The following is a 21,786-nucleotide window of genomic DNA, read 5'->3' as shown; positions in this document are numbered from 1 at the left end:
AAGAATGCTACCAGGTGTTAGCAGGAACACAATTTTGAGATTTGCTAGGATACTGGAGTGCCCTCAGTTTGACCAGCTTTTCCGCGGCAGTCAACACCCTTCTCCCGGAAACCCTCCGTCTTCGGTGGAAGGTCGGATTGCTATTGCCGGTGTGTCCTCTGGGGTACTCTGGAACTCAGGAAGCAGACGGTGGAGCTGTTCGCGTCAGGGGCGTTGGGCTTTCCTCTAGTCCTCATTCGCGACAGGGGTGCGCTCTCAGGAAGGCTGCAAAACTCGGTTCACCGCGAATGGGATCGAAATAGGGTTCAGAGACAAGCAGCGGGTGGTAGCGTTCCGGCTGCAGCCGCAGAGCTTGCTCTAGGGCTTGGAGGGCCTGGGGCACTTGGCCTTCCCAGGCGCAGCAGCAGGCTTTAGCATAGTGGGCCTCTGCATTGTCAGGATCCAGCTCCACGGCCCGGTCAAAGCTCTGGAGGGCGAGCCTGTAGAGGTTCAAGTCCATCAGCACCAAGCCGCGCTGCAGCCAGAGCTGGGAGCGCTGGGGATCCTGGGCGAGAGCGCGGTCGTAGCTGTTGAGAGCTTCCATGCAGTTGCCCAGGCGGTGATGGGCAAAGGCGTGGCCGGCCCAGAGAGAGGCCGACTCCAATCCCAGTTGCAGGGCTTGCTCGTAGCTGGCCAGAGCCTCGGCGTAGCGCTCCAGATGCACCAGAGCCAGCCCGCGACTTTGCCAAACCCGGGGATCCTTGGGGTTGAGGTCCAGGGCCTTGTCGTAGCTGTTCACTGCTTCCTGCCATCGCTCTAGAGAGGCCAAGGTCAGCCCGCGCAGATGCCACGCTTCCGCGCTGCCGGGGCGGAGGGTGAGAGCCTGCTCGTAGGCGCGCAGCGCCTCTTGGTAACGGCCCAGTTGCCGCAGCGTGTTGGCCTGGTTAAAGCGGGCCTCAAAAAAATCCGGCTTTAGGTGCAAAGCCCGCTCGTAGCTGGCCAGCGCTTCCTGATGACGGCCAAGATCGCCCAGAAGAGAACCTCGGTTGTTCCAAGCTTCGGGAAAGTCCGGCTTCAGCTCTAGGGCGCGGTCGTAGCTGGCCAGGGCGGCTTGCGCCTGCCCCAGTTGGTCGAGGGCGGTGGCGCGGTTGTACCAGGCAATGGGATCCCGTGGCCGGTCTGCCACTGCCTGCTCGAAGGGCTGCAGTTGGGCTGCCTGCTCCGCCGTAAGGGCAGAGAGGTCAACCGCCGTTGCCGGCAAAACAGCCTCTGGGGGAGCAGCTCGCTGCTGCCGCCGCAGCCCCCAGGCCCAGCCTCCCACTAGGAGCAACAGACCCACCCCTAGTACCAGCGCGCCCAGGTCAGTTGAGGCGGTTGCAAGCGGCATGACCCTACATCATCACCAGAAAGGGCAGGGGATCGCTAGGTCCTGCTGGCGAGATCAGCTCAATGCGCTTTTCGCCGGGGTAGGTGCTGGGATCGATCTCAAAGGTAACCGTCAGCGCCTCGGCACTAGCTTGCACCGGCTCTTGGGAGCGCCCCAAGGGATCCCCAAAGCTAACCCGGATCCCCTTGCCCGCCGGGCTGACCCGGATCTCGGTTACCTGATCCAGATGAGATCCCTCCAGGGTACAGACGATGATATCTCCCACAAAGGCCTCCCGCGGCCAACCACGCCGCACGATGGGTCTAGGCATAGTGTTGCTCCCACGGTCTACTTCACCCCAAAACGGCTTTGATGACACAGGGGTTCCGCCATCACCGGCTGCCACCCCTCCAGAGAAGAGGCGGTTTGGGGAAGAGGAACAGCAGGTGCTCGCAGCAACACCTGGCTGTCTGAACCTACACTAACCAAGCGGGGCATTTCTCCAAGGCTGTCAGCGACGGCAAACAGCACCCGCCCTCTTGCCTCGGGATCCCAGCCTAGCAGCTCCGCATAGGCCAAGGCCGGTGGCGGATCCCAGATTTGCACTGGCGGGATCTCGGTCGAGTCTGCCGGCAAAGGCCAGATCACCGCCCGATCCCAGCTTAAGTCTGTCTGGAGCCAGCCCGAGTACTCCTTCACCAGCAAAGTCTTCTCCTGCCAAGCCATGGGCAGGAGCACAGCAAAATCCAGCGGATCCTCAGGATTACCCCCGACTACCGAGGTTTGGTAGAGAACCTGCAGAGAGCGGCTACGGGTGTTTTCGGCAAACAGCACGCTGGTCAACTGGCCTCCGGAGGGGGTGACAACCCAATTTAGCCGCGTGTACACCTGCCAGTGGGAATCCGGAGCCACGAGAGGCTGGCTGCGCAACAGGCCCACCAGCGTACACTGCCGCTCCTGTGCCTTTTCCTGCAAGTCGTACACCCACTCCCACGGGATGGGTAAAGGCGAAGGGGAGAAGCTTTCTGGGGCAGCCGTCGCTATAGCCCTCGGCCAGACAGCGCTCCCCCCTGCCCAGCCGATCCAAACCGCCGCCAGGGCCCTCCCCAGTTGCCCCAGCCAGTTTCCCCTGAGCCGGCCCCCCATTTGCCCAACCCTCCGCCTTAGCTGCTGGCTAGGACTTCGCTGACAGCCGCACCTGGATCGACCGGCTGTGGGCGGGTAACCCCTCAGCTTGCGCCAGGGCTTGAATGGCGCCGGCCACCTCTTGCAGGGCTGCTGAGCCGTACTGGATTAGGCTGGAGTGTTTCAGGAAGGTTTCTACCCCCAGCGCCGAGGCGTAGCGGGCTGCCCCTGCCGTGGGCAAGGTGTGGCTGGGCCCAGCTAGGTAATCCCCCACCGCCTCTGGGGTGAAGTGTCCCAAGAAGATGGCCCCCGCATGGCGAATTGCGTCCAACAGGGCCCAGGGATCCGCCACCTGAAGCTCCAGGTGCTCCGGCGCAAACTGGTTGGACAAGTTGACCGCCGTGGCCAGATCGGGCACCACCCCAATCAGCCCGTAGTTGGCCACTGCCTTTTCCACCAGGAGGCGATGGGGATGCTCCTCGAGCTGCCTGACCACCGCCTGCTGCACCTGTTGGGCCAGCCGGAGGTCGGGAGTGAGCAGGATAGCCGCCGCTAGGGGATCATGCTCGGCCTGGGCCAGGAGATCGGCGGCAACGTAGAGGGGGTTGGCGCTCTCATCGGCAATGATCAACACCTCCGAGGGCCCGGCCAGGGAGTCGATGCCTACCGTGCCATACACCAGCTTTTTGGCCAGGGTTACGTAGATGTTGCCGGGGCCGGTGATCACGTCCACCTTGGGGATGGTCTCGGTTCCGTAGGCCAGCGCTGCAATGGCCTGGGCCCCGCCGACGCGATAGATGGTGTGGATGCCCACTTCTTGGGCAGCGACCAGAATGGCTGGGTTAATTCCCTTGCCCCCTAGGCCGTCCGATCCCGGCGGGGTCACCATGACAATTTCCGGCACCCCTGCCACCTTGGCAGGAATGGCGTTCATCAACACCGTACTGGGATAGGCGGCGCGACCCCCCGGAATGTAGAGGCCAGCGCGATCCACCGGGCGGTACTGCTTGCCCAAAACAATCTCGGGGCCAGGAAAGCTTACCCAACTGCTGGGCACCCGCTGCCGGTGGAAGGCTTCGATGCGCTGTTTGGCTAGGCGCAGGGCCGAGAGCAGTTGCGGCGATACCGCCTGGTAGGCCGCCTCCAGCTCCGCCCCCGAGACCTTTAGGTCGGCAACGCTCAGCTCCACCTGGTCAAACTCTGCCGTGTAGGCCAGCAGGGCCCGATCCCCTTGGCGGCGTACTGTCTGCAGGATCTCCCGCACAGTTGCCTCGCGATGCAGGTTTTGGTCTGCCTGGGTGCGCTCCGAGATCCGTCTGAGCTCGGCTTCGGCCTCGGCTAGCTGGGTAACAATTCTCAGCATGGCAACTCCTTTGCCTGGCGTACCGTAGGCAGAGAGCGAGAGAGCCGGCGGCAGAGGGGCTTTTCCTGCCCTGGCCTCCCGGGCTCCCAGAGAGGGATCCCGTCTGCGCCTAGGGCGCTCCACAGGGGCTATGGTCATAGCTTAGCCTGGATCTTCCGCTCCAAAGAACCCCGCTCCTGCTCCAGCCCTATTCAGAGAAATGAGGCATCTCCCATTAGCAGCCAGAACCTCCAAAGCTGGGAACTGTTCCAGGGAGTATTAATTTGTGTTAGGACTATATCACAGTGAGCTATGGCAAAGCTAAAACAGTTGTGGACAAGTCAGTCGCCTGCAGCGATTGCTAACCATGCCCACATCTACTCAGCTTCCCGAAGAGCAAGCCCTCCAGCCTTCGGTGGCCCAGGAGCCCTTCTTGGGGCTGCTGTGGGATCTGGCGCGGGCCTACCAAGCTTTTGAGAACTACGCCGCCGCTCACATCCGCCAGACGGGGCTAACTCCTCCCCAATTTGAGGTCTTGGTAACCCTCGGCAACACCCCTGGCCTGACGATGAACGTCCTGGCTGAGAAAACGCTAGTTACCAAAGGGACGCTGACCGGGATCGTGGATCGCCTGGAACAAAAGGGGCTGGTGCGCCGCGAGGTGCCGCCGGAAAACCGCCGCTGCTTCAGGATTGTGCTCACCGAAGCGGGGGAAAAACTGTTTGCGCAAGTCTTCCCAGCCCACGTGGCTTACCTAAGGGAGCGCTTTCAGAAGTTGGATCCGGAAGAGATAGCCCAGATCCAGGCCTGCCTAAAAAAGCTGCAGTCTATTTTCAATCTCCCTCAGGGGCAGACCGAGAGTTGTTGAGAAGGCCTTCTGCCTACCCTAAAACCCAGAGCACAAAGACGACACCTAGAGTAACGGCGGCAAAGAGGGTGTAGCTAATCCGGCGCAGCGGCTGCAGTTGCATAGCATGCAGCTCCTTGAGCCAACTCAACCCCAGGGACTCCACGAAGCGATCCAGCACCGCCTGCATGGGGTAGGCGTAAACGGATCCCTGCTCTTTGAAGTTCACCAGCACAACTAGCAGCGTGGCGTAGCCCCAGAGGAGACCCCAGAGCGCAGCACTTAACCCAATTAAGATGGGCTCAAGCATTGCAAGCATTACACTTCTTTATTTGTGTGGGTGTACCTGCTGCTTGTGTCAAGGGGACGGAGTTTTTTGGGGTGAGGGAATTGATCCCCCTTGAGGCTACCTTCCTCAGGCAGCAGCCTAGAGAGGAGCTCCCGACGGCTCCTAAGGGTCGGCTTTGCTAGCTCTCTTCTGCCCCTTTAAACTGGGAGTACCTGCTCAAAGCTACCCTGTGTCAATCCTCATGAGTTCTCGCTACCTGCTGCCCCCCGCTGAGTCCAAATCTGTCGGCACCGCCTATCTTCTCTGGGCGTTGGGCATCTTCGGCATCTGTGGTGTCCATCGCCTTTACCTGGGCAAGATGGGCACAGGCATTCTCTGGCTTTTCACCTTTGGCCTGTTGGGAATTGGCCAGTTGATTGACCTGTTTTTGATCCCGGGCATGGTGGACAACTACAACCTTAAGCTAGCCGTCCTGCAGGGATCCCGGCCTTCCTCGCCTCCGGCAAAAACTGTCTCAGCACCCCCGCAGCCCCTCAAAGGTCAGGCTTTGATGCGGGAAATCCTACGGCTAGCCCAGCGTCGCCAGGGGATCCTCACCCTCTCGGAGATTGCCATCGAACTGCCTGCTGACTTTGACGAGATTGAAAAGGCGCTGCGAGAGCTGAGCCGGCGGGGCATCGCCTCCCCCGAGAACAACCTAACCACCGGCGCAGTGGAATATCACTTCCCTCACCTGTTGCGCTCCCCTGGCGAACCCCGCTCCCTTTGACCACGCCCTACTGGGATCCCAGGAGGCCGCGCTGTTTGGCCAGCCGCATCGCCCGGCGAAAGGCTAGCAACCCCAGGCCAAAGTAGAAAATGCCGCTGGCCAGAGCTACAAGCAGCCGCAGGGGATCCAGACCTGCATCCCGCACCATCACGTCTCGCAGCAGGCCGGCCCCTGCCGTCATGGGCAGCATCTGTCCCAGCCACTTCAGGGATCCCGACCACTCCTCCGTGGGGGTAGCCAGGAGAAAGAGGAGGCCAAACTGGCTCAGGATCAGCAGTTGTTGAATGCGCTTCCAGATTAAGGCGGCGGATCCCAGTAAAAACGAGAAGCCATAGGCCCCCAGCACCACGCTCAAAAGCGGCAGCACCAAGCTGGGGGGAAAGCGCAGCCGGCTGCCCGTGAGCAACAAAATGATCCCCAAAATGACGACGACGATGGCAAGGCGCAACACCAAGCTGGCACAAGCCCGGGCCAAAAAAAGCGTGGCTGCGGAAAACGGCGAGAGCAACACCTGCTCTAGCGTCCCCGTTTGGGCTTCCACCTGCAGGTTGAGAGCAATGTCGTTCACCACAAAAATGACCAGCGTCCAGAGCACATAGCCAATCACCACCGCATCCAGCCGTTCGCCAAACTGGGAGGCTGGCCCTGCCACATACTGAGCGCCGGCAAAAAGGGCATAGAAGAAAAAGGTGGTGATGAGGATCCCGCCCAGGGCTTCTGCCGGATAGCGGATGTACTGGGTCCAGGTGCGCTTTAGCTCCGCCCAAAACAGGTACAGCAGTGGCCTCATCCCTGCTTCTTTCCCCTTTTCAGCAGCTTGAGAAAAATGTGGGTGAGATCGGCTTCCTCTCGCTTGACGCTGAGCAGGGGCAAGGGCTTGAGGATCTCTAGCACTTGATACAAAGCCTCCGAGAAGCCCCTAAACCGCAACTGATGAGAGCTGAGAATCTCCACCCCTTGCTGGGCTAGGCGTTCCGCCCGGCTGGGATCCAGCTCCTGTTCCAACTCAATCCGATAAGTACCGGCTGCGCCAGCAAACTGCCGGATCAACTCCTGCGTGGGGGCCTGGACGAGAATCGTTCCTCGCTCGATTACAGCCACTTGATCCGAGAGCGCCTCAGCTACGTCCAGTTGGTGGGTGGTGAGGAGAATGGCCCGACCCGAAGCAGCAATTTGGCGGATGAGGGATTTCACCGCTTGCGCCGCCTCCACGTCCAACCCCAAGGTGGGCTCATCCAACAACAGCAGAGCCGGCTGGTGCAGGAGGGCAACGGCAATGGCCACCTTCTGCTGCATGCCGCGGGAAAGGGTTTGCACAGCAACCTCCCCTTTCTCCCCTAGGCCCAAGGTCTCCAACAGCTCTAGCCCCCGTTGCCGAGCAGCTTTAGGAGACAGCCCCCGCAGCACGCCAAAGTACTCCAAGTTCTGCAAGGGGGTCAGCCGCCAGTAGAGGTTGCGGTTGCCTTCCAGCACCGCCCCCACCTGGGCCAGCGCTCCAGGCTCAGTGTGGGGATCCCGCCCTAGGATGCGCACGCTGCCGGCATCAGGCCGGATCAGACCAGCGATGATCTTGATGGTGGTGGTCTTGCCTGCCCCGTTGGGCCCCAGAAAAGCCAGGATCTCCCCTGCTGCTAGCGTTAGGGAGACATCCACCACCGCCTGCACTTGCTTGCCTCCCTGCCGGTAGGTCTTCTGGAGGTGATACACTTCGAGAACCTTCATGAGACAGGGTCTAGGGAGGCGTTGGGAGCCCGGCTTCCGTCTGGGTCAAGGCCAGGCTCATCTTGTCTAGCCACTGCAAAAGGTTTTCCAGTTGCTGCGCTGGCGCCAGCATTCCCAGCCCCCGCACCGTAACCTTGCCCGGCTGGTAAACCAAGCGAGACTGCACATGAGCTGGCAGGGCTTCCTTAAGACGGTTCCAGGCCGGCTCCTCCATGGGGGTTTCCAAAATAACATGCTCTTTGGCGGGCCTGATGCGAGAAAAGCCCAGGGCGCGGGCCAAAATCTTCAGCTCCATCACCCGCAGCAGTTCCTGGGCAGGCTTGGGCAGGGGGCCAAAGCGGTCTTGCCATTCCTGCGCTATTTGGGAAAGCTCCAGGCGCGATCCGGCAGCCGCCACTTGGCGATAAGCCTGCATTTTTTGCTCCTCGTCAGGGATATAGCTCTGGGGAATCATAGCCGTAACGTTGAGGTCGATCTGGGTGTCCTCCACCTGCGGGATCTTCTGGCCGCGAATTTCTTGGATGACCTCCTGCAGCATTTCTAGATAGAGATCAAGGCCCACCGCATTGACTTGTCCCGATTGCTCCGTTCCCAGCAAGTTGCCAATGCCGCGAATTTCCATATCCCGCAGGGCCAACTGGTAGCCAGAGCCCAGTTGGGTAAATTCTTGAATGGCCTGTAGGCGTTTGCGGGCCTCCTCGGTGAGGATCCCATCCTCTCGGTAGAACAGCCAAGCATGGGCTTGGATCCCAGCCCGGCCCACCCGCCCTCGCAATTGGTAGAGCTGGGCCAACCCAAACTCCTGGGCATTTTCGATCAAAATGGTGTTGACACGAGGAATGTCCAAGCCGGATTCAATAATGGTGGTGCAGACCAGGATATCGATTTCGCCATTGTTAAAAGCCAGCATGGTCGCTTCCAGCTCCCCTTCCGGCATCTGCCCATGAGCAATGGCAATGCGAGCGCCGGGCACCCATTCCCGCAATTTGGCAGTGGTTTCTTCGATCCTTTCAATGCGGTTGACGACGTAAAAGACTTGCCCGCCGCGATCTAACTCCTGGCGGATGGCTGTGCGAATGACCTCAGGGTTGTAGGGAGAAAGGTGAGTTTTAATCGGGCGCCGCGACGGAGGCGGAGTTTGGATCAAGCTCATTTCCCTCAACCCTGACAAGGCCATATACAGCGTGCGGGGAATAGGGGTAGCCGTAAGGGTGAGCACATCCACCTGGGTTTTGAGGAGCTTAATCTTCTCTTTTTGGTTGACGCCAAAGCGATGCTCCTCGTCAATCACCAAGAGGCCCAAATCGCGAAATTGCACGTCTTTGCCCAAAAGTTGGTGGGTGCCTACAATTACGTCCAGCTCGCCGCTTTTAAGCCGGGCCAGGATCTCTTTTTTCTCCTCGGGAGTGCGGAAGCGGTTGAGCAGGCCCACTTGAATGGGGTAGGGGGCAAAGCGCTCTTTGAGAGTGTGGTAGTGCTGCTGGGTGAGAATAGTGGTTGGCGCTAGAAGAGCTACCTGCTTGCCGGCGGTTACGGCCTTAAAGATGGCGCGGATGGCCACCTCCGTTTTGCCAAAGCCCACATCGCCACACAGCAGTCTATCCATGGGGCGAGGGGACTCCATATCCCGCTTGATCTCCTGGACAGCGCGAATTTGGTCCGGCGTCAGGGGGTAGGGAAAAGACTCCTCAAACTCCTGCTGCCAAGGGGAATCCGGGGGAAAGGCGTAGCCCTCCTGTTCAGCCCGTTTGGCGTAGAGCTGCAGGAGATCAAAGGCCACTTTTTTCAGACTCTTTTTGACTTTTTGTTTGGTCTTTTCCCAGGTGCTGCCGGACATTTTGTGCAGGGCAGGTGGCCCATCGCTGCTAGCCCGGTAGCGCGAGAGGGAGTTGACTTGGTCGGCAGCCACCCGCAGCAGGCCGTCGCTGTATTGAATAACGAGGTACTCCCGGGTTTCGCCGCCGATGGTGAGGCTTTCCAAGCGCAGGAACTGGCCAATGCCATGGGCCCTGTGAACGACAAAATCCCCCGGCTTGAGCAGGTTGGGATCCACCTGGCGAGAGCTGGCCTGGCGGCGCTTGCGCACATAGGTGGGAGTGGCGAGGCTGTGCTGGCCGAAAAACTCCCGGTCGGTGAGCACTACCCACCCCAGCGTGGGCAGCAGGAACCCCTCCAGCTCAGCCAAGCCGGAGTACTTCAGGGCCACCGGCGTGTAGGACTGAAGCTGGCGTTCAATGGCTGGAAAATCTTTGGGGTTGGGCACGTACTGGGCCGGGCAGTCGTGTTCTTGCAGCAAGGCCACCGTGCGGGAGGGCTGGGCGGAGAGGATCCACACCCGCAACTGCTGCTTGCGGTACTCGCGCAGGGTTTTGGCCAGGGATCCAAACTGGTGGGGAGCGGCAGGGACAGGCCGGCTTTTGAGGTCAAGGGCCGCTTCAACCTCGCCGGCAGGGGCAAAAGCCCGGGCCAACAGGCGGGGGAAGGGATCCCAGTCGGGAGCCGCAAGATCAAAGGGACGGTGGAAGGGCACTAGAGCCGGCTCAGCAGCTTGGGCCAACTGCCACTGCTCCTGGGCGTGGTCTAGCCACTGCCGGCTGTGGGCCTGGCACTGCTCTGGCTCGTCGATCAGGATCAAGGTATTGGGATCCAAATAGCTCAGCAGGCTGGCCGGCGGATCGTAAAGTAGGCCCAGAAAGCGGCGCAAGCCCTCTGGGGGAGGGGACGACTGCTCCAACTGCTGCCGCAGACCCTGGGAAAGCTGATCGGCTTTTTCCTGTAGAGCCGGCCAGAGGATGGGCCCGTAGCCGGTGGGAGTTAGCCAGACATGGGGGATCCCTTCTTGAGAGCGCTGGCTCAACGGGTCAAACTCCCGCAGCCGCTCCAGTTCATTGCCAAACCACTCCAGGCGCACCGGCCATTCGCAGGCCACCGGAAAAACGTCGAGAATATCGCCCCTCTGGCTCCACTGCCCCTCGCTTTCCACCAGGCTTACCCGCTGATAACCTAGACGACTCAACTGCTGCCCCAACTGCTGCGGCGACAGCTCCGCGCCGGGCTCCAGCTTGAGGCAGAAAGACTGAAACACCTCTGGTGGGGGAAGGTGGGGTTGTATGGCCCGCTCCGTGGCCACAATGGCCATGCCCTTTCTGCCCTGGAGACAGTCGGCCAGCACCTGGAATTGTCCCCACACCAACTCTGGCTCCAGGTCAAACGGCTCATAGGGGGAAGCCTCGGAGGTGGGATAAAGCTGCACGCTCTCCCAGCCCATGCCCTCCAGTTGGGCTGTCCAGCGGCCCGCCTCTTCCAGCGTGGCGGTAACCACCAATAGGGATCTTCCTTCCTGCTGGGCCAAAGCCGAGGCGATCAACCCCTTGGCAATCCGCCCCCCTCCCTGCAGAGCAGCTCGTCGCTGGGATCTCAGCCGGGCGGCCAACTCTTGCACCAAGCCCGATTGGGCAAGAAAGTGCACCAGTGGGATAAACGACATCTTTCCACCCCAGACTGCAAACTCAAGCCGGGATCCCAATTCTGGCATTTGTAGCCGCTGGAAACCTCAACGAGCCCTTTCCGGAGTGGGAAAGTTAGTTGGCTACCAGCCTTGAGGCTGCCAGGCCGATGCTCCAGGGCTGAGAGTTTTTGTATCCCATGTTACAGGAAAAAAAGCTGGCACTCCCAGGATTCTAAAGTTAACCTTTAGACTTGAACAGCCTGCGCGTTGTCTTGCCCAAGATGTAACCCTAGGAGCAGCAGAAAACAGCTCTCCTAAAGTTGTAAAGCTGTACTCATTACAACCCTCCAAGCTTAGGGAAAATTATGTTTCTAGACACCGTCACCCTTTCTCGACTACAGTTTGCCCTCACGGCCATGTTTCATATGCTATGGCCGGTTTTAACAACAGGAATGTCCATCTATCTTGTTGTAATTGAGGGACTTTGGCTGAAAACTCGCAACCTAGATTACTATCGCCACGCTCGCTTCTGGTCAAAGATCTATGTGTTAAACTTTGGCCTTGGCGTGGCCTCGGGGTTGCCGATGGCCTTTCAGTTTGGCATGAACTGGGCCCCTTTTTCTGAGGCGGTAGGTGACTTCTTTGGAACCATCCTAGGATTTGAGGGCACGATGGCCTTTATGCTGGAGGCCAGCTTCCTGGGGATCATGCTGTTTGGCTGGGAGCGGGTGCCGCCAGTAATTCACTGGATCTCGACAATCTTAGTGGCCTTCGGCTCCAACCTCTCTACCTTTTGGATCCTGACGGCCAACTCCTGGCTACAGACGCCGGCAGGGGGGGTATTTGTCGATGGGAAGTTCGTGGTACGTGACTACCTGCAGGCCATTTTCAATCCCTTCATGGTCAATAGCTTTCTGCACATGTTTTTTGCCACTTTGGAAACCTCTTTGTTTGTCATCGGTGGCATCAGCGCCTGGTACATTCTCAAGCGGCGGCACAGCGAGTTTTTTTCCCGCTCCCTCAAAGTGGTCCTGGTGATGGCGCTGGTGGTGGCCCCTCTGCAGGTGTTTATTGGCCACTTGAGCGCGGAGCAAGTGTATCGCTATCAACCGGCCAAGCTGGCGGCTATGGAGGCCCAGTGGGAGACGCTCCCCGCCGGCGAGAGGGCGGACTGGAGCCTGTTTGCCTTGCCCAATGAGCGTGAGGAGCGCAACGAGTGGGAGGTGAAGATCCCCGGCGCGCTGGGCTATCTGCTCGAGTTTAAGCCCAGGCTGGATCGACCGGTGCAGGGCCTGAAAGCTTGGGATCCCCAAAATCGTCCTCACATGATTGGCCTCATCTACTACTCCTTTAGGACGATGGTGGCCATTGGCTTCTTTATGGCCGGGCTCGTGGGGGCTACCTTGATCCAGTGGTTGAGGGGCAAACTGTCGGCGGAGGCCCTTTCCCAGCAGAAGTGGCTGATGTGGGCTTGGGTCTTTGCCGGCCCGTTGGGCTACATTGCCGTCGAGGCTGGCTGGATTGTCCGCTGTGTTGGCCGGCAGCCCTGGATTGTGTACGGGCAACTGCGCACCGTAGAAGCGGCTTCACCGCTGCCCCCCGGAGAGGTGCTGTTTTCCTTGGTCGGCCTAACTGCTTTGTACACCGTGTTTTTCGTGGCCGCTCTTTACTTCGGCAGCCGCATCATCCGCAAAGGGCCTAACCTGGAGCTGGCTGCCCCCGTTCCAGCAACCCAGCCGGTGATCGTGATCGAGCCTGCTCGCCACGAGCCGGATCGCCGTCCGGCGGAAGCTCGGTAGCGCCGCTGCCCAGGCGACATCGCAGTTGGGAACTGTCTCGAACTAGCCTGGCTAGAAATACCTAAAGCGGAGGGAAGGACCATGGAATCTTTCGAGCCTTTACAGCAGTTTCTGCCTCAAGTCTGGTTTTTCATCCTCGGTCTATTCCTCTTTCTCTATGTTCTGCTCGATGGATTTGACCTGGGGGTTGGCATCCTTTCCCTGACGGCTTCCAGCGAGACGCGCCGCAGCATTCTCATGACCAGCTTGGGCAATGTTTGGGATGCCAACGAGACGTGGCTGGTACTCATGGGGGGATCCCTATTTGGGGCCTTTCCCCTCGCCTACGCCACCATCCTCAATGCCCTCTACATTCCGCTGGTGATCATGGTGGTGGGCCTGATCTTGCGGGCTGTCTCTTTCGAGTTTCGGGAGAACGCCAACAACAAGCTGGTCTGGAACCTCGCCTTCGGGGTGGGCAGCTTTTTGGCAGCCTTGGGCCAGGGGTTTGCCTTGGGCAGCGTCTTCGAAGGGATCCGGGTGGACGAAGCCGGCCACTTTGCCGGCAGCCCCTGGGACTGGCTGACCTGGCGCACGGTGTTGGTGGCTCTTACCCTGATCCAGGGGTATGTTTTGATCGGCTCTGCTTACTTGATTGTGAAAACCACGGGGGAAATCCAGAAAACCTATTACAGGACGGCCACCATCGCCACGTGGACAACTTTGCTGGGGGCAGTGTTTATTACCATCAGCACCCCCATTATGTCGGAGCAGGCGCGCTCCCAGCTTTTCTCGCCGCCTCTTTTCTATGTCTTTGCTGCAATCCCCCTTTTGGGGCTTTTGTTGGTGGCTCTGTTGCTGCGCAGCTTGCGCCGCCGAGAAGAAAATAGCCCTTTGGTTTACACCTTCCTCATTTTTGCCCTTTCTTTTATCGGCTTGGGGTTCATGATTTTCCCCAACATCATTCCTCCCAGCGTCACCATCTACGAGGCGGCAGCCTCTCCCAGTTCGCTGGTGTTTATGCTCACCTTTATTGGCTTTTTGATTCCGGTGATCTTGTCCTACAACATCTACAACTACGTGGTGTTCCGGGGCAAGATTGTAGTGCAAGAAACAGCAGCAGAAGAGGCCAAAGTTCCAGAGCCAGTTTAGGTTGGCCCAGAGTCGAAGGAATAACCCCGCCCATATGCCAGGCGGGGCAATTTTACTAGAGGCTCACCCAGCGAGGCTCTCACTCCCGCTTGAGCCACTGCCGGATCTGCTCGGCAGCCACGTCGCGACCTCCCAAGCCAAAAGCCAAAGCCACAGCCACGGCAATGGCGCCCAGCACCAGGCCAAAGGCCAGCACCACAATATCGGTGGCTACGCCCATCTGCTGCAAGGCCATGGCGCCAACGAAAACCAAAATGGCTACCCGCGCCGCCTGGGCCAGCACTCCTGAGGAGGGGTTGCCGAGACTCTTAACCATGGAATGGGCCAAATTCGCCAGGTAAAGACCGATCCCAAACACCAAAGCGCCGATGAGCACCCGCCCGGAAATGACCAACAGCCCCTCCACGATGTCGGTCAAAGCAGCAAACTGCAGCAGCTCCACCGCCGGCACTGCCCCGAACAAGACCACGCCCACCCAGACCACCAAGCCAGCAATCTCAGAGGGAGTGCGCCGCTTCACCAAGGTTGAGGGATCCCCTTCGGCGGCGGGAGCTTCAGGAGCAGGGGCCGAGGGCAAACCAAGGCCGGCAGCCAAGCGGTCGAAACCGATTGCCTGCAGCAACTGGGTCACCAAGCCAGCCAAAAACTGCCCCAGCCAGTAGAACACGGCCAGGATGAGAGCAGATCCTGCAATTCGGGGAATGGCCCGCAACACCTGCTCCAGCATCGCCACCGCTGGATCGGAGATGGCCCGGATTTCCAGGGCCTTGAGGGCGGCAATCACTGCCGGGATCAACACCAAGACGTAGGCCACTGTGCCCACCGTTTGGGCCAGCTGGGGAATGCCAAAGCGTGCCCCCAAGCGGTTAGCTCCCGCTGTCACCAACAAATTGGAAACGATCCCACGCACGATGCGAGCTAGAAACCAGCCCACCACACCGATGATGAGCGCTCCCAAAATGCGGGGTACCATCGACAGGATTTGATCCAGCAGGTTTTGCACTGGCTGCAGCGGCCCCCGCAGGTTCAGCGTGTCCAGGATAAGCGGTAGAAAGAACAAGAAGATCAACCAGTAGAGGGCGTCGCCCAGAGCTTCATTCAAGAGAAAGGGAGCGACCTCAGCGCCTCCCTCCGGCTTGGCAGCAGTTCCTTCCGCAGCCGCCTCCGGTTGGAGGGGTTGAGCTAGCCGCTCATCCAAGTTAAAGCGCCGCAGCCCTTGGATAACTGCCAGCCGGGCAACGGTGGCCACCGCCCAGCCCACCCCTAGCAGCACCAGCGCTCCGCCTAGCCGCGGCAGATAGGCGAAAATCTCTCCCAAAAACTTGTTGAGCGGGTCGGAGACAGCCTGAAGCTGGAGAGCATTCAGCACCGCTACCAACACAAAAGCCAGGATAATCCAGTAAACAGCAGCAGCCACCCAGCGCTCAGTTTGCGGCGGCCTCTCGCCGGGCCTCTGGCCCATAATCCAGGTGGCCAAGCGGTTATCAAGCTGCGTCCGTTTGAGCAGCCCCCGAACGCCGAAAGCCACCGCCCTGGCCACGATCCAACCCAGAACTAGAATGACAATCGCCGCCAGTAGGTTGGGCATAAAGTCAATGACTCTAGCCCGAAGATTGACAACAAAAGAGACGGCTTCATTGCGAAGGTCGTTGGCAGGGGTTTCCATGATTACCCTCACAGCATGAGATGTTCAAAAGAGTAGGTTAGCCTGAAGCCCTTCTTTGGGCAAGCTGGCCTGGGAGAAAGCCTCAAGCGTCAAGCAGAAACGCTGAGTCTTGCAACAAAGCTTTACATCCATTCCCAGGATGCCGATGGTTAACCAAAGCTCCAGGGCAAAAGTTCAAGGTTCAGGTGTATAGAGGAAAACTTTTGCTTTAGAACCCTTTGCTTCTCCTCACTTAAATTGGTTTTTTCCAATACACCAGCCCATCCTCTCCGTTGTAATAGCCCTTGCGGCGTCCCAGCAATTGAAACCCTGCCGATTCATAGAGGCGGATGGCGGCCTGGTTAGAAGCCCTCACCTCCAACGTGGCCCAGCGACAGCCTGCTGCCCTGGCTTGGCTCAACAGCTCCTCCAGGATCCTTCGACCCAAACCACGCCGCCGATGGGCAGGATCCACCGCCAACGAGATGATGTGGGCCTCTTCTTCGATGCGCCAGAGGATGCCAAAGCCCACCAGCGTTCCTGGCGAGGAAAGCAGGGATCCGCAAGCGCCTGCAGGTTCTGCCACAGCCCCAATCACCAGGCTGGTGGGTCGTTCCAGCTCGGCCCGGTAGCCCTGTTCTCCCCAGTGCCCACCATAACAGCGGCGATCCAGCTCTAGCAACTGGGGCAGGGCGGCAATGTCAAGCACCTGCAGCCGGTAGCCCATGCCCATGGAGCTTAGTCTCGCCCTTTGCAGAACTCAGCCAGCCACAACTGCCCAAAGAGCTGGAGCTTGCAGTCGATCCCTCTCAACACCGCGGAGCGCTCCTGGGGGTCAAGATACTGGGCTACCGCTGCATGGCCGCCTCAGGGCTTGGAGGGCTGGAGAAAGGGTGGGCGCTTGGCTCATGACTGCGGATACCAGAGGGATTCGAGGGTGTGGACAAGGGCCGCTGCCTGCTGCGGCGAAGGGGCAGTGGGCAGACAGACGGTAACATGGCCCAGCTTGCGCCCCGGGCGGGCGGGGGTCTTGTGGTACCAATGCACGGTGGCATTGGGGATCTCCGCCAGGCGCTGCCGCTTCTCGGCATAGTCGCTGGTGGAGTGCTCGTAGCCCAAGAGGTTGACCATCACCGCCCCCCCACACTTGAGGGAGGGATCCCCCAAGGGAAGGCCAAGGATGGCCCGCAGATGTTGCTCAAACTGCGAGGTGTAGCAGGCTTCCAGGGTGTAGTGGCCGGAGTTGTGAACCCGCGGCGAGATCTCGTTGATCCAGATCCCAGCCTTGGGATGAGGCGGCGGCACCCAGAACAACTCGATGCCGAACACCCCGACCGCTTCTAGCTTTTCCATCACCTTAACTGCCAAGTCCCGGATCTCGGCCTCGACCGTTGGGGGGATGCGGGCGGGCACGAGGACGTGGCGACAGATTTGGTTAACCTGAACAGTCTCCACTACGGGGTAGACCCGGATCTCCCCCGTCAGCCCCCGCGCCACCATCACTGCCAGCTCCCGCTCAAAGGGGATCCACTCTTCCACAAGCAGCGGGATCCCGCTGTACTCGGCAAGGGTCTGTTGCCAAGCCGCGCGATCGGGCAAGATGCGGGTGCCCTTTCCGTCGTAGCCCTGCCGCCGCCGCTTGAGCACCAAGGGAAAGCTCAGGCTAGATAGATCTGCCGTCTCTGCCGGCCAAAAAGCCGGCACCGGCAACCCCAGCTCTGCCAGAAACTGCCGCTGGCGCAACTTGTCTAGCAACGGCTCCAGGGTGCTAAGGCGAGGGCAAAAGCGGGATTCTTCCGGATCCAGCCTTTTTAGCTCCGGCAGCAGGATGAACTCGTTTTCAAAAGTTACCACTGGGCAGCGCTGCAATAGCTGGGCTGTAGCCTGGGTGTCGGTTACAGCGCCCCAAACTACCCCATCGGCCACCGCCACTGCCGGATCGGTGGGGGCAGCCGCCTGCACCATCAGCGGAATCCCCAGGGAGCGGGCCGCCAAAGCCAACATCTGCGCCAACTGCCCCCCGCCGATTACCCCTACGGGCCGCATCTGGGTTTGGGACTTCACTTCTATACTGAGAGGAGAAGCACCGTCTAGTCTACCGCCCTTGGCCCCTACCTCTAGGGCAAGGAGAAGCACTGTGGAGTCATCCAAGCTAAAAGAACTCATCGACCGGGCTTTGCAGGACAAAATCCTCACCCGCGCCGAGCAACAAGAAATCCTCCAGGCAGTTACCGCCGATTCCCAGGTCTCACCGGAAGAACACGAACTGCTGGACATGATTGTGGAGCGCCTCAACAGCGGCGAGATTCGCGCCGTCGATTGATTCCTTTTCTAGTCTTGCCCAAAAGTAAGTGGCAGCTTGGAAGCAAGCAGTTGTCAGCGCAGCTCCAAAGGGCTGGGATAGACTGGAGATCCCCTGGCTCTATCTAGCATGCTGCCGCCATGAGTTCTCGCTCCTCAGACTGGTTTACGCGGGCACGTCACTTCTTTTACGGCACAGCCACTGCCCTGGTGGAGCTCCTGGAGGATCCCCAGAAGCGCGCCGAAAGTTTCGGCCGTCTTTCTGGCGACTGGGCGGCGCTGGCTGCAGAGCTGGAGCAAAAAGGAGAGCAGATTGAGCAAGAGGCTGTTCGCTACCTTAAAAGCCTCCGCCATGAAGCCACCAAGGCTCCTGGCCCAGCCGTAGAGAGCCAAACACCGGCCCCCCAGAGCGGCTCCCCAACCGCCACCATCTCCAAAGAAGAAATGGGCGAACTGATGGAGCTGATCCACCAGATTGAGTCCTTGCGCCTGGAGCTAGAGCGGTTGCGCACGGAACCCTGCTCGGATGCTGGCCTTTCTGCTTGATCCCAACGCCCGTGCGGTTTGACGTTGTTACCCTTTTCCCAGAGTTTTTTGAATCGCCCTTGCGCATTGGCTTAGTGGGCAAAGCCCTACGGCAAGGGATTGCCGAGGTTCATCTCACCAACCCGCGCGACTTTGCCGCCGATAAGCACCGCCGGGTCGACGATGAGCCCTATGGGGGCGGGGTAGGCATGGTGCTCAAGCCAGAGCCCTTTTTTGCTGCTGTCGCCTCCCTGCCTTGCCTGGATCCCCGCGAGATCATCTTGCTCACGCCCCAGGGACAGCCCCTAAACCAAGCCCTGCTGCGGGAGCTGGCCCAAAAGGCCCAGCTCATCCTGCTCTGCGGCCAGTACGAAGGTTTTGACGAGCGGATCTGCCAGTATCTAGCCACTCGCGAGGTGTCGCTGGGGGATTTTGTGTTAACAGGGGGGGAGATCCCGGCACTGGCCTTGATCTACGGCGTGATCCGTCTCTTGCCTGGCACGGTTGGTAAGGTAGACTCTTTGAAGAAGGAGAGCTTTGAGGAGGGTCTGCTCGACTATCCTCAGTACACCCGCCCAGCCGAGTTTCTGGGGTACAAGGTGCCGCAGGTGCTCCTTTCAGGTAACCACGAGGCCATTGCCCGATGGCGTCTGCAGCAGCAGTTGGTGCGCACCTGGCAACGGCGGCCGGATCTGCTGGCCAAACGTCCCCTCACCCCCGAAGAACAACAGTTGTTGGCCGAAGGCCTGGCCGAGCAGCGCACTGAGGTGGAGAAACAAGATGCGCGTGAACTGTCTCAACTCCCTTCTCAGCCTTGCTGACCATGGGGCTAGGATTCTGGGGCTGCTGCTGGTGGGGATCCTGACCAGTTCTGGGCTTGCTCTAGCCCAAAGTGGAAGTGGCAACGAGGCCATTTATCGCGACGGCAGAACCCCGCTGTTCAACGGCTCCAGCCTTGATATGAGTGATCTCTTCCGGGCTGCTGAACTCCTCTCCCGCCAGAGGGCCACCTCCCGCTGGGACAGCCGGGCGGCCATCGATGCCGCAGTGGAGCAGTTTAACCAATCCCGCCGTCGCCCCTTGCCTTTTTCGCCGGGAGCAGGGAGATCCAAAACCCCTCTTACTCGCTAAGCTTAGCTCCCCTCCTCAACCTAACCTGTGTTAGGATCGCAAGGCTATTCTTGTGGGCGCTAAGCAGTAGAGCCAGCTTTTCGGGATCCCCTAGGAGAGACTGCCGTGGTTAAGAGTACCCCCTCCAGCAAAACCGATAGGGAGCAGCACCTGGATCCCGCTAGGCGGGGTCACTCCAAGGACAGTTCCACCGAGTCCAAGGGGATCTCGGGCTTCCTCCAAGAGACGCGGGCCGAACTGGCCAAAATTGCCTGGCCAAGCCGTCGACAATTGGTTAGCGAATCCATTGGCGTTTTGCTAATAGTGCTGGCCTTCGCCTCATTTATTTACCTGGTTGACCAGCTGTTTAGCTGGGTAGCCACTCAACTGTTCTCGTAGCTTTAGGCAGGGGAGGGGAGAGGAGGTGAAGTATGAGCCCAGGGTTAGAGCAGCGGCGGAGACGCCGCAGAGACTACGTTGAGCCCCTAGAAGCTGCGGAAACAGAAACGACTGCGGAAGAAGGGGAAGGTCAAAGCCAGCGCAACTTGCGCTGGTACGCTGTCCAGGTGGCTGCTGGCTGCGAAAACAAAGTTAAAAGCACTCTCCTGCAGCGGGCAGCAGCCCTGGATGTGGCCGATCAAATCGTCGAAGTGGTGATCCCAAAGCGGGTGGGCTTCAAGCTGGATCGATCCGGCAAGCGCCAGGAGCAAGAGGAAAAGATTTTCCCCGGCTATGTGCTCGTGCGCATGGATCTCAACGACGACACCTGGCGGGTGGTGAAAACCACTCCCAATGTCATCAACTTCGTTGGCACGGAACAGAGACGGCCCTATGGTCGCGGTCGGGGGCATGTGACACCGCGGCCCCTCAGTCCCAGCGAAGTTCAGCGCATCTTCAGCACCGCTGAGGTGGAGGCGGTGCCCCTCAAGATTAACCTGGCCCCTGGGGATCGCATTGAGGTGCTGTCTGGCCCCTTCCAGGGGTTCTACGGCGAGGTGGTGGATGTCAGCCCAGAACGGGGCAAGCTCAAGGCTTTGATCTCAATTTTTGGGCGGGATACTCCAGTAGAATTAGAGCTTGGTCAAGTGCGAAAAGAGGTGTAACTGCGTCGCATGGCTAAGAAACTGGTGGCAGTAGTCAAGCTGGCCATCCAGGCGGGCAAAGCCACCCCCGCCCCCCCCATTGGCCCCGCCTTGGGTCAGCACGGGGTCAACATCATGGCCTTTTGCAAGGAGTACAATGCCAGAACGGCGGATCAGGCGGGCATGGTGGTGCCGGTCGAGATCTCCATCTACGACGATCGCAGCTTCACCTTTGTCCTTAAGACGCCGCCAGCCTCGGTGCTGATCAAGAAAGCCCTTGGCATTGAGTCAGGCTCCAGCGAGCCCCACAAAGTCAAGGTGGGATCCCTGACCCGCGCCCAACTGCGCCAGATTGCCGAGCAGAAGCTGCCAGATTTGAATACCAACGATGTGGAGGCGGCGATGAGAATCATTGCCGGCACTGCCCGGAGCATGGGAGTGACGATAGTTGACTAGGGCTCTGCTAGCCCAGCTTGTTTGTCGTTTTGGGGGAGAGAAGTTCTCGCCAGAACCCCGAGGAGAAGTTATGGCTCGAAAACTGTCCAAACGCATGCAGGCTTTGCGGGAGAAGATCAAGCCCATCCCCTATCCCCCCGCAGAAGCCATTGCCCTCATGAAGGAGACAGCCACTGCCAAATTTGACGAGGCGGCTGAGGTTCACATTCGCCTGGGGATCGATCCCAAATATGCTGACCAGCAGCTGCGCTCTACGGTGGTTTTGCCACGCGGCACTGGGCAAGAAATTCGAGTAGCGGTAATTGCCCGCGGCGAAAAGGTGGTGGAAGCCCAGAATGCTGGGGCTGACCGAGTGGGGTTTGAGGATCTCATCGAGGAAATCAGCAAGGGCGTGATCGATTTCGACCTGCTGATTGCTACTCCCGATGTGATGCCCCAGGTGGCCAAGCTGGGGCGCCTGTTGGGGCCGCGCGGCCTGATGCCTTCTCCTAAGGGGGGAACAGTTACCATGGATCTGGCCCAGGCCATTAAGGAGTTCAAGGCCGGCAAGCTGGAGTACCGGGCGGACAAAACTGGCATTGTCCATTTAATCTTCGGCAAGTGTCAGTTTCCGGTTGAGGCGCTGCTAGAAAACCTAAAGGCAGTGCAGGAGTCGATTGACCGCAACCGTCCCCCTGGAGCAAAGGGCAAGTACTGGCGAACTATGCATATTTGTGCTACGATGGGTCCTTCTATTGAAGTTGACGTTAATGCCCTGCGGGAGTTAAAGTTGGTTGCCTAGGTCTGGCGTAATAAGGTAAGTTGACTAGGGCAAATTTTGGCCAGGGAGGGAGCCAAACGGGAAACCTTT

General features: G+C 59.5%; 23 protein-coding genes. 12 read left to right on the top strand and 11 right to left on the bottom strand.

The window, feature by feature from the left end:
* Positions 1-232: 232 nt before the first annotated feature.
* Genes NW807_RS05480 through hisD form a run of 4 tightly spaced genes read right to left on the bottom strand, consistent with a single transcriptional unit; the run spans position 233 to position 3,833 of the window.
* On the bottom strand, positions 233-1,366 hold the full coding sequence (locus NW807_RS05480) for a tetratricopeptide repeat protein (protein WP_414425492.1): 1,134 nt from the start codon (positions 1,364-1,366) through the stop codon (positions 233-235).
* 4 nt (positions 1,367-1,370) lie between these two features.
* Positions 1,371-1,676 carry a hypothetical protein gene (locus NW807_RS05475; protein ID WP_414396446.1) on the bottom strand — a complete coding sequence of 102 codons (306 nt, stop codon included), beginning with the start codon at positions 1,674-1,676 and terminating at the stop codon, positions 1,371-1,373.
* A 17-nt stretch (positions 1,677-1,693) separates the two neighbouring features.
* Positions 1,694-2,491, bottom strand: coding sequence for a hypothetical protein (locus NW807_RS05470; RefSeq protein ID WP_414425491.1), 798 nt, complete (start codon positions 2,489-2,491; stop codon positions 1,694-1,696).
* A 28-nt stretch (positions 2,492-2,519) separates the two neighbouring features.
* Positions 2,520-3,833 (bottom strand): histidinol dehydrogenase, encoded by a 1,314-nt coding sequence (hisD, locus tag NW807_RS05465; RefSeq protein ID WP_414425496.1) that lies wholly within the window; start codon positions 3,831-3,833, stop codon positions 2,520-2,522.
* A gap of 346 nt (positions 3,834-4,179) precedes the next feature.
* Between hisD and NW807_RS05460 the strand changes: the two genes are divergently transcribed.
* Positions 4,180-4,680: a MarR family winged helix-turn-helix transcriptional regulator gene (locus NW807_RS05460; protein WP_414396453.1), complete on the top strand. Its 501-nt coding sequence runs from the start codon at positions 4,180-4,182 to the stop codon at positions 4,678-4,680.
* 13 nt (positions 4,681-4,693) lie between these two features.
* On the opposite strand, the gene NW807_RS05455 is transcribed toward NW807_RS05460, so the two are convergent.
* Positions 4,694-4,978, bottom strand: coding sequence for a hypothetical protein (locus NW807_RS05455; protein WP_414396454.1), 285 nt, complete (start codon positions 4,976-4,978; stop codon positions 4,694-4,696).
* Between the two features lie 211 nt (positions 4,979-5,189).
* Between NW807_RS05455 and NW807_RS05450 the strand changes: the two genes are divergently transcribed.
* Entirely contained in the window at positions 5,190-5,717 is a 528-nt protein-coding gene (locus tag NW807_RS05450) for a TM2 domain-containing protein (RefSeq protein ID WP_414425490.1), read from the top strand.
* Positions 5,718-5,724: 7 nt separating this feature from the next.
* Here the strand turns inward: NW807_RS05450 and NW807_RS05445 are convergent, their stop codons facing one another.
* Genes NW807_RS05445 through mfd form a run of 3 tightly spaced genes read right to left on the bottom strand, consistent with a single transcriptional unit; the run spans position 5,725 to position 10,926 of the window.
* Entirely contained in the window at positions 5,725-6,507 is a 783-nt protein-coding gene (locus tag NW807_RS05445; RefSeq protein ID WP_414425489.1) for an ABC transporter permease, read from the bottom strand.
* The gene (locus NW807_RS05440; RefSeq protein WP_414425488.1) at positions 6,504-7,439 is read right to left on the bottom strand and encodes an ABC transporter ATP-binding protein; all 936 of its coding nucleotides are present in this window, start codon (positions 7,437-7,439) and stop codon (positions 6,504-6,506) included. Before NW807_RS05440 ends, NW807_RS05445 begins: the two co-directional genes overlap by 4 nt.
* A gap of 10 nt (positions 7,440-7,449) precedes the next feature.
* Entirely contained in the window at positions 7,450-10,926 is a 3,477-nt protein-coding gene (gene mfd, locus NW807_RS05435; RefSeq protein ID WP_414425487.1) for a transcription-repair coupling factor, read from the bottom strand.
* A gap of 326 nt (positions 10,927-11,252) precedes the next feature.
* Here mfd and NW807_RS05430 point away from each other — a divergent pair, with 326 nt between their 5' ends.
* Both NW807_RS05430 and cydB read left to right on the top strand, forming a co-directional pair.
* A complete protein-coding gene (locus tag NW807_RS05430) occupies positions 11,253-12,686 on the top strand; it encodes a cytochrome ubiquinol oxidase subunit I (protein ID WP_414425486.1) in 1,434 nt (477 codons plus the stop codon).
* 81 nt (positions 12,687-12,767) lie between these two features.
* Entirely contained in the window at positions 12,768-13,817 is a 1,050-nt protein-coding gene (cydB, locus tag NW807_RS05425; protein WP_414405875.1) for a cytochrome d ubiquinol oxidase subunit II, read from the top strand.
* A 79-nt stretch (positions 13,818-13,896) separates the two neighbouring features.
* Here the strand turns inward: cydB and NW807_RS05420 are convergent, their stop codons facing one another.
* The 3 genes from NW807_RS05420 to NW807_RS05410 all read right to left on the bottom strand — a co-directional run bounded on the left by NW807_RS05420 (position 13,897) and on the right by NW807_RS05410 (position 17,508).
* The gene (locus tag NW807_RS05420) at positions 13,897-15,483 is read right to left on the bottom strand and encodes a mechanosensitive ion channel (RefSeq protein ID WP_414425485.1); all 1,587 of its coding nucleotides are present in this window, start codon (positions 15,481-15,483) and stop codon (positions 13,897-13,899) included.
* A gap of 232 nt (positions 15,484-15,715) precedes the next feature.
* Positions 15,716-16,219 (bottom strand): ribosomal protein S18-alanine N-acetyltransferase, encoded by a 504-nt coding sequence (rimI, locus tag NW807_RS05415; RefSeq protein ID WP_414425495.1) that lies wholly within the window; start codon positions 16,217-16,219, stop codon positions 15,716-15,718.
* 149 nt (positions 16,220-16,368) lie between these two features.
* Entirely contained in the window at positions 16,369-17,508 is a 1,140-nt protein-coding gene (locus NW807_RS05410; RefSeq protein WP_414425484.1) for a 5-(carboxyamino)imidazole ribonucleotide synthase, read from the bottom strand.
* Between the two features lie 91 nt (positions 17,509-17,599).
* Here NW807_RS05410 and NW807_RS05405 point away from each other — a divergent pair, with 91 nt between their 5' ends.
* From NW807_RS05405 to rplA, 8 genes are all read left to right on the top strand, one after another.
* On the top strand, positions 17,600-17,785 hold the full coding sequence (locus NW807_RS05405) for a hypothetical protein (RefSeq protein ID WP_414396475.1): 186 nt from the start codon (positions 17,600-17,602) through the stop codon (positions 17,783-17,785).
* A gap of 119 nt (positions 17,786-17,904) precedes the next feature.
* Positions 17,905-18,309 (top strand): hypothetical protein, encoded by a 405-nt coding sequence (locus NW807_RS05400; protein WP_414405873.1) that lies wholly within the window; start codon positions 17,905-17,907, stop codon positions 18,307-18,309.
* Between the two features lie 11 nt (positions 18,310-18,320).
* A complete protein-coding gene (trmD, locus tag NW807_RS05395; protein WP_414396481.1) occupies positions 18,321-19,109 on the top strand; it encodes a tRNA (guanosine(37)-N1)-methyltransferase TrmD in 789 nt (262 codons plus the stop codon).
* The gene (locus tag NW807_RS05390) at positions 19,069-19,419 is read left to right on the top strand and encodes a hypothetical protein (protein WP_414425483.1); all 351 of its coding nucleotides are present in this window, start codon (positions 19,069-19,071) and stop codon (positions 19,417-19,419) included. Before trmD ends, NW807_RS05390 begins: the two co-directional genes overlap by 41 nt.
* A gap of 105 nt (positions 19,420-19,524) precedes the next feature.
* A complete protein-coding gene (secE, locus tag NW807_RS05385; RefSeq protein ID WP_414425482.1) occupies positions 19,525-19,797 on the top strand; it encodes a preprotein translocase subunit SecE in 273 nt (90 codons plus the stop codon).
* Between the two features lie 32 nt (positions 19,798-19,829).
* On the top strand, positions 19,830-20,501 hold the full coding sequence (nusG, locus tag NW807_RS05380; protein ID WP_414405870.1) for a transcription termination/antitermination protein NusG: 672 nt from the start codon (positions 19,830-19,832) through the stop codon (positions 20,499-20,501).
* A gap of 9 nt (positions 20,502-20,510) precedes the next feature.
* Positions 20,511-20,936, top strand: a complete 426-nt coding sequence (gene rplK, locus NW807_RS05375) for a 50S ribosomal protein L11 (protein ID WP_414396490.1) — start codon at positions 20,511-20,513, stop codon at positions 20,934-20,936.
* Positions 20,937-21,006: 70 nt separating this feature from the next.
* A complete protein-coding gene (gene rplA, locus NW807_RS05370) occupies positions 21,007-21,717 on the top strand; it encodes a 50S ribosomal protein L1 (RefSeq protein ID WP_414396491.1) in 711 nt (236 codons plus the stop codon).
* Positions 21,718-21,786: the final 69 nt, after the last annotated feature.

The sequence above is a fragment of the Synechococcus sp. R70.1 genome (assembly GCF_047461675.1).
Taxonomy (GTDB): domain Bacteria; phylum Cyanobacteriota; class Cyanobacteriia; order Thermostichales; family Thermostichaceae; genus Thermostichus.
Note: the sequence above shows the minus strand (reverse complement) of the source record. Positions and strands in the feature narration are given on the sequence as shown.

Bases quoted from the DNA above. Each gene is read 5' to 3' on its own strand.
- NW807_RS05420 (WP_414425485.1), bottom strand. From the start codon at position 15,483: ATGGAAACCCCTGCCAACGACCTTCGCAATGAAGCCGTCTCTTTTGTT.
- NW807_RS05470 (WP_414425491.1), bottom strand. From the start codon at position 2,491: ATGGGGGGCCGGCTCAGGGGAAACTGGCTGGGGCAACTGGGGAGGGCC.
- rplK (WP_414396490.1), top strand. From the start codon at position 20,511: ATGGCTAAGAAACTGGTGGCAGTAGTCAAGCTGGCCATCCAGGCGGGC.
- nusG (WP_414405870.1), top strand. From the start codon at position 19,830: ATGAGCCCAGGGTTAGAGCAGCGGCGGAGACGCCGCAGAGACTACGTT.
- NW807_RS05455 (WP_414396454.1), bottom strand. From the start codon at position 4,978: ATGCTTGCAATGCTTGAGCCCATCTTAATTGGGTTAAGTGCTGCGCTC.
- NW807_RS05450 (WP_414425490.1), top strand. From the start codon at position 5,190: ATGAGTTCTCGCTACCTGCTGCCCCCCGCTGAGTCCAAATCTGTCGGC.
- NW807_RS05440 (WP_414425488.1), bottom strand. From the start codon at position 7,439: ATGAAGGTTCTCGAAGTGTATCACCTCCAGAAGACCTACCGGCAGGGA.
- hisD (WP_414425496.1), bottom strand. From the start codon at position 3,833: ATGCTGAGAATTGTTACCCAGCTAGCCGAGGCCGAAGCCGAGCTCAGA.
- NW807_RS05445 (WP_414425489.1), bottom strand. From the start codon at position 6,507: ATGAGGCCACTGCTGTACCTGTTTTGGGCGGAGCTAAAGCGCACCTGG.
- mfd (WP_414425487.1), bottom strand. From the start codon at position 10,926: ATGTCGTTTATCCCACTGGTGCACTTTCTTGCCCAATCGGGCTTGGTG.
- rplA (WP_414396491.1), top strand. From the start codon at position 21,007: ATGGCTCGAAAACTGTCCAAACGCATGCAGGCTTTGCGGGAGAAGATC.
- NW807_RS05390 (WP_414425483.1), top strand. From the start codon at position 19,069: ATGCGCGTGAACTGTCTCAACTCCCTTCTCAGCCTTGCTGACCATGGG.
- NW807_RS05430 (WP_414425486.1), top strand. From the start codon at position 11,253: ATGTTTCTAGACACCGTCACCCTTTCTCGACTACAGTTTGCCCTCACG.
- NW807_RS05400 (WP_414405873.1), top strand. From the start codon at position 17,905: ATGAGTTCTCGCTCCTCAGACTGGTTTACGCGGGCACGTCACTTCTTT.
- NW807_RS05410 (WP_414425484.1), bottom strand. From the start codon at position 17,508: ATGCGGCCCGTAGGGGTAATCGGCGGGGGGCAGTTGGCGCAGATGTTG.
- cydB (WP_414405875.1), top strand. From the start codon at position 12,768: ATGGAATCTTTCGAGCCTTTACAGCAGTTTCTGCCTCAAGTCTGGTTT.
- NW807_RS05475 (WP_414396446.1), bottom strand. From the start codon at position 1,676: ATGCCTAGACCCATCGTGCGGCGTGGTTGGCCGCGGGAGGCCTTTGTG.
- NW807_RS05460 (WP_414396453.1), top strand. From the start codon at position 4,180: ATGCCCACATCTACTCAGCTTCCCGAAGAGCAAGCCCTCCAGCCTTCG.
- NW807_RS05480 (WP_414425492.1), bottom strand. From the start codon at position 1,366: ATGCCGCTTGCAACCGCCTCAACTGACCTGGGCGCGCTGGTACTAGGG.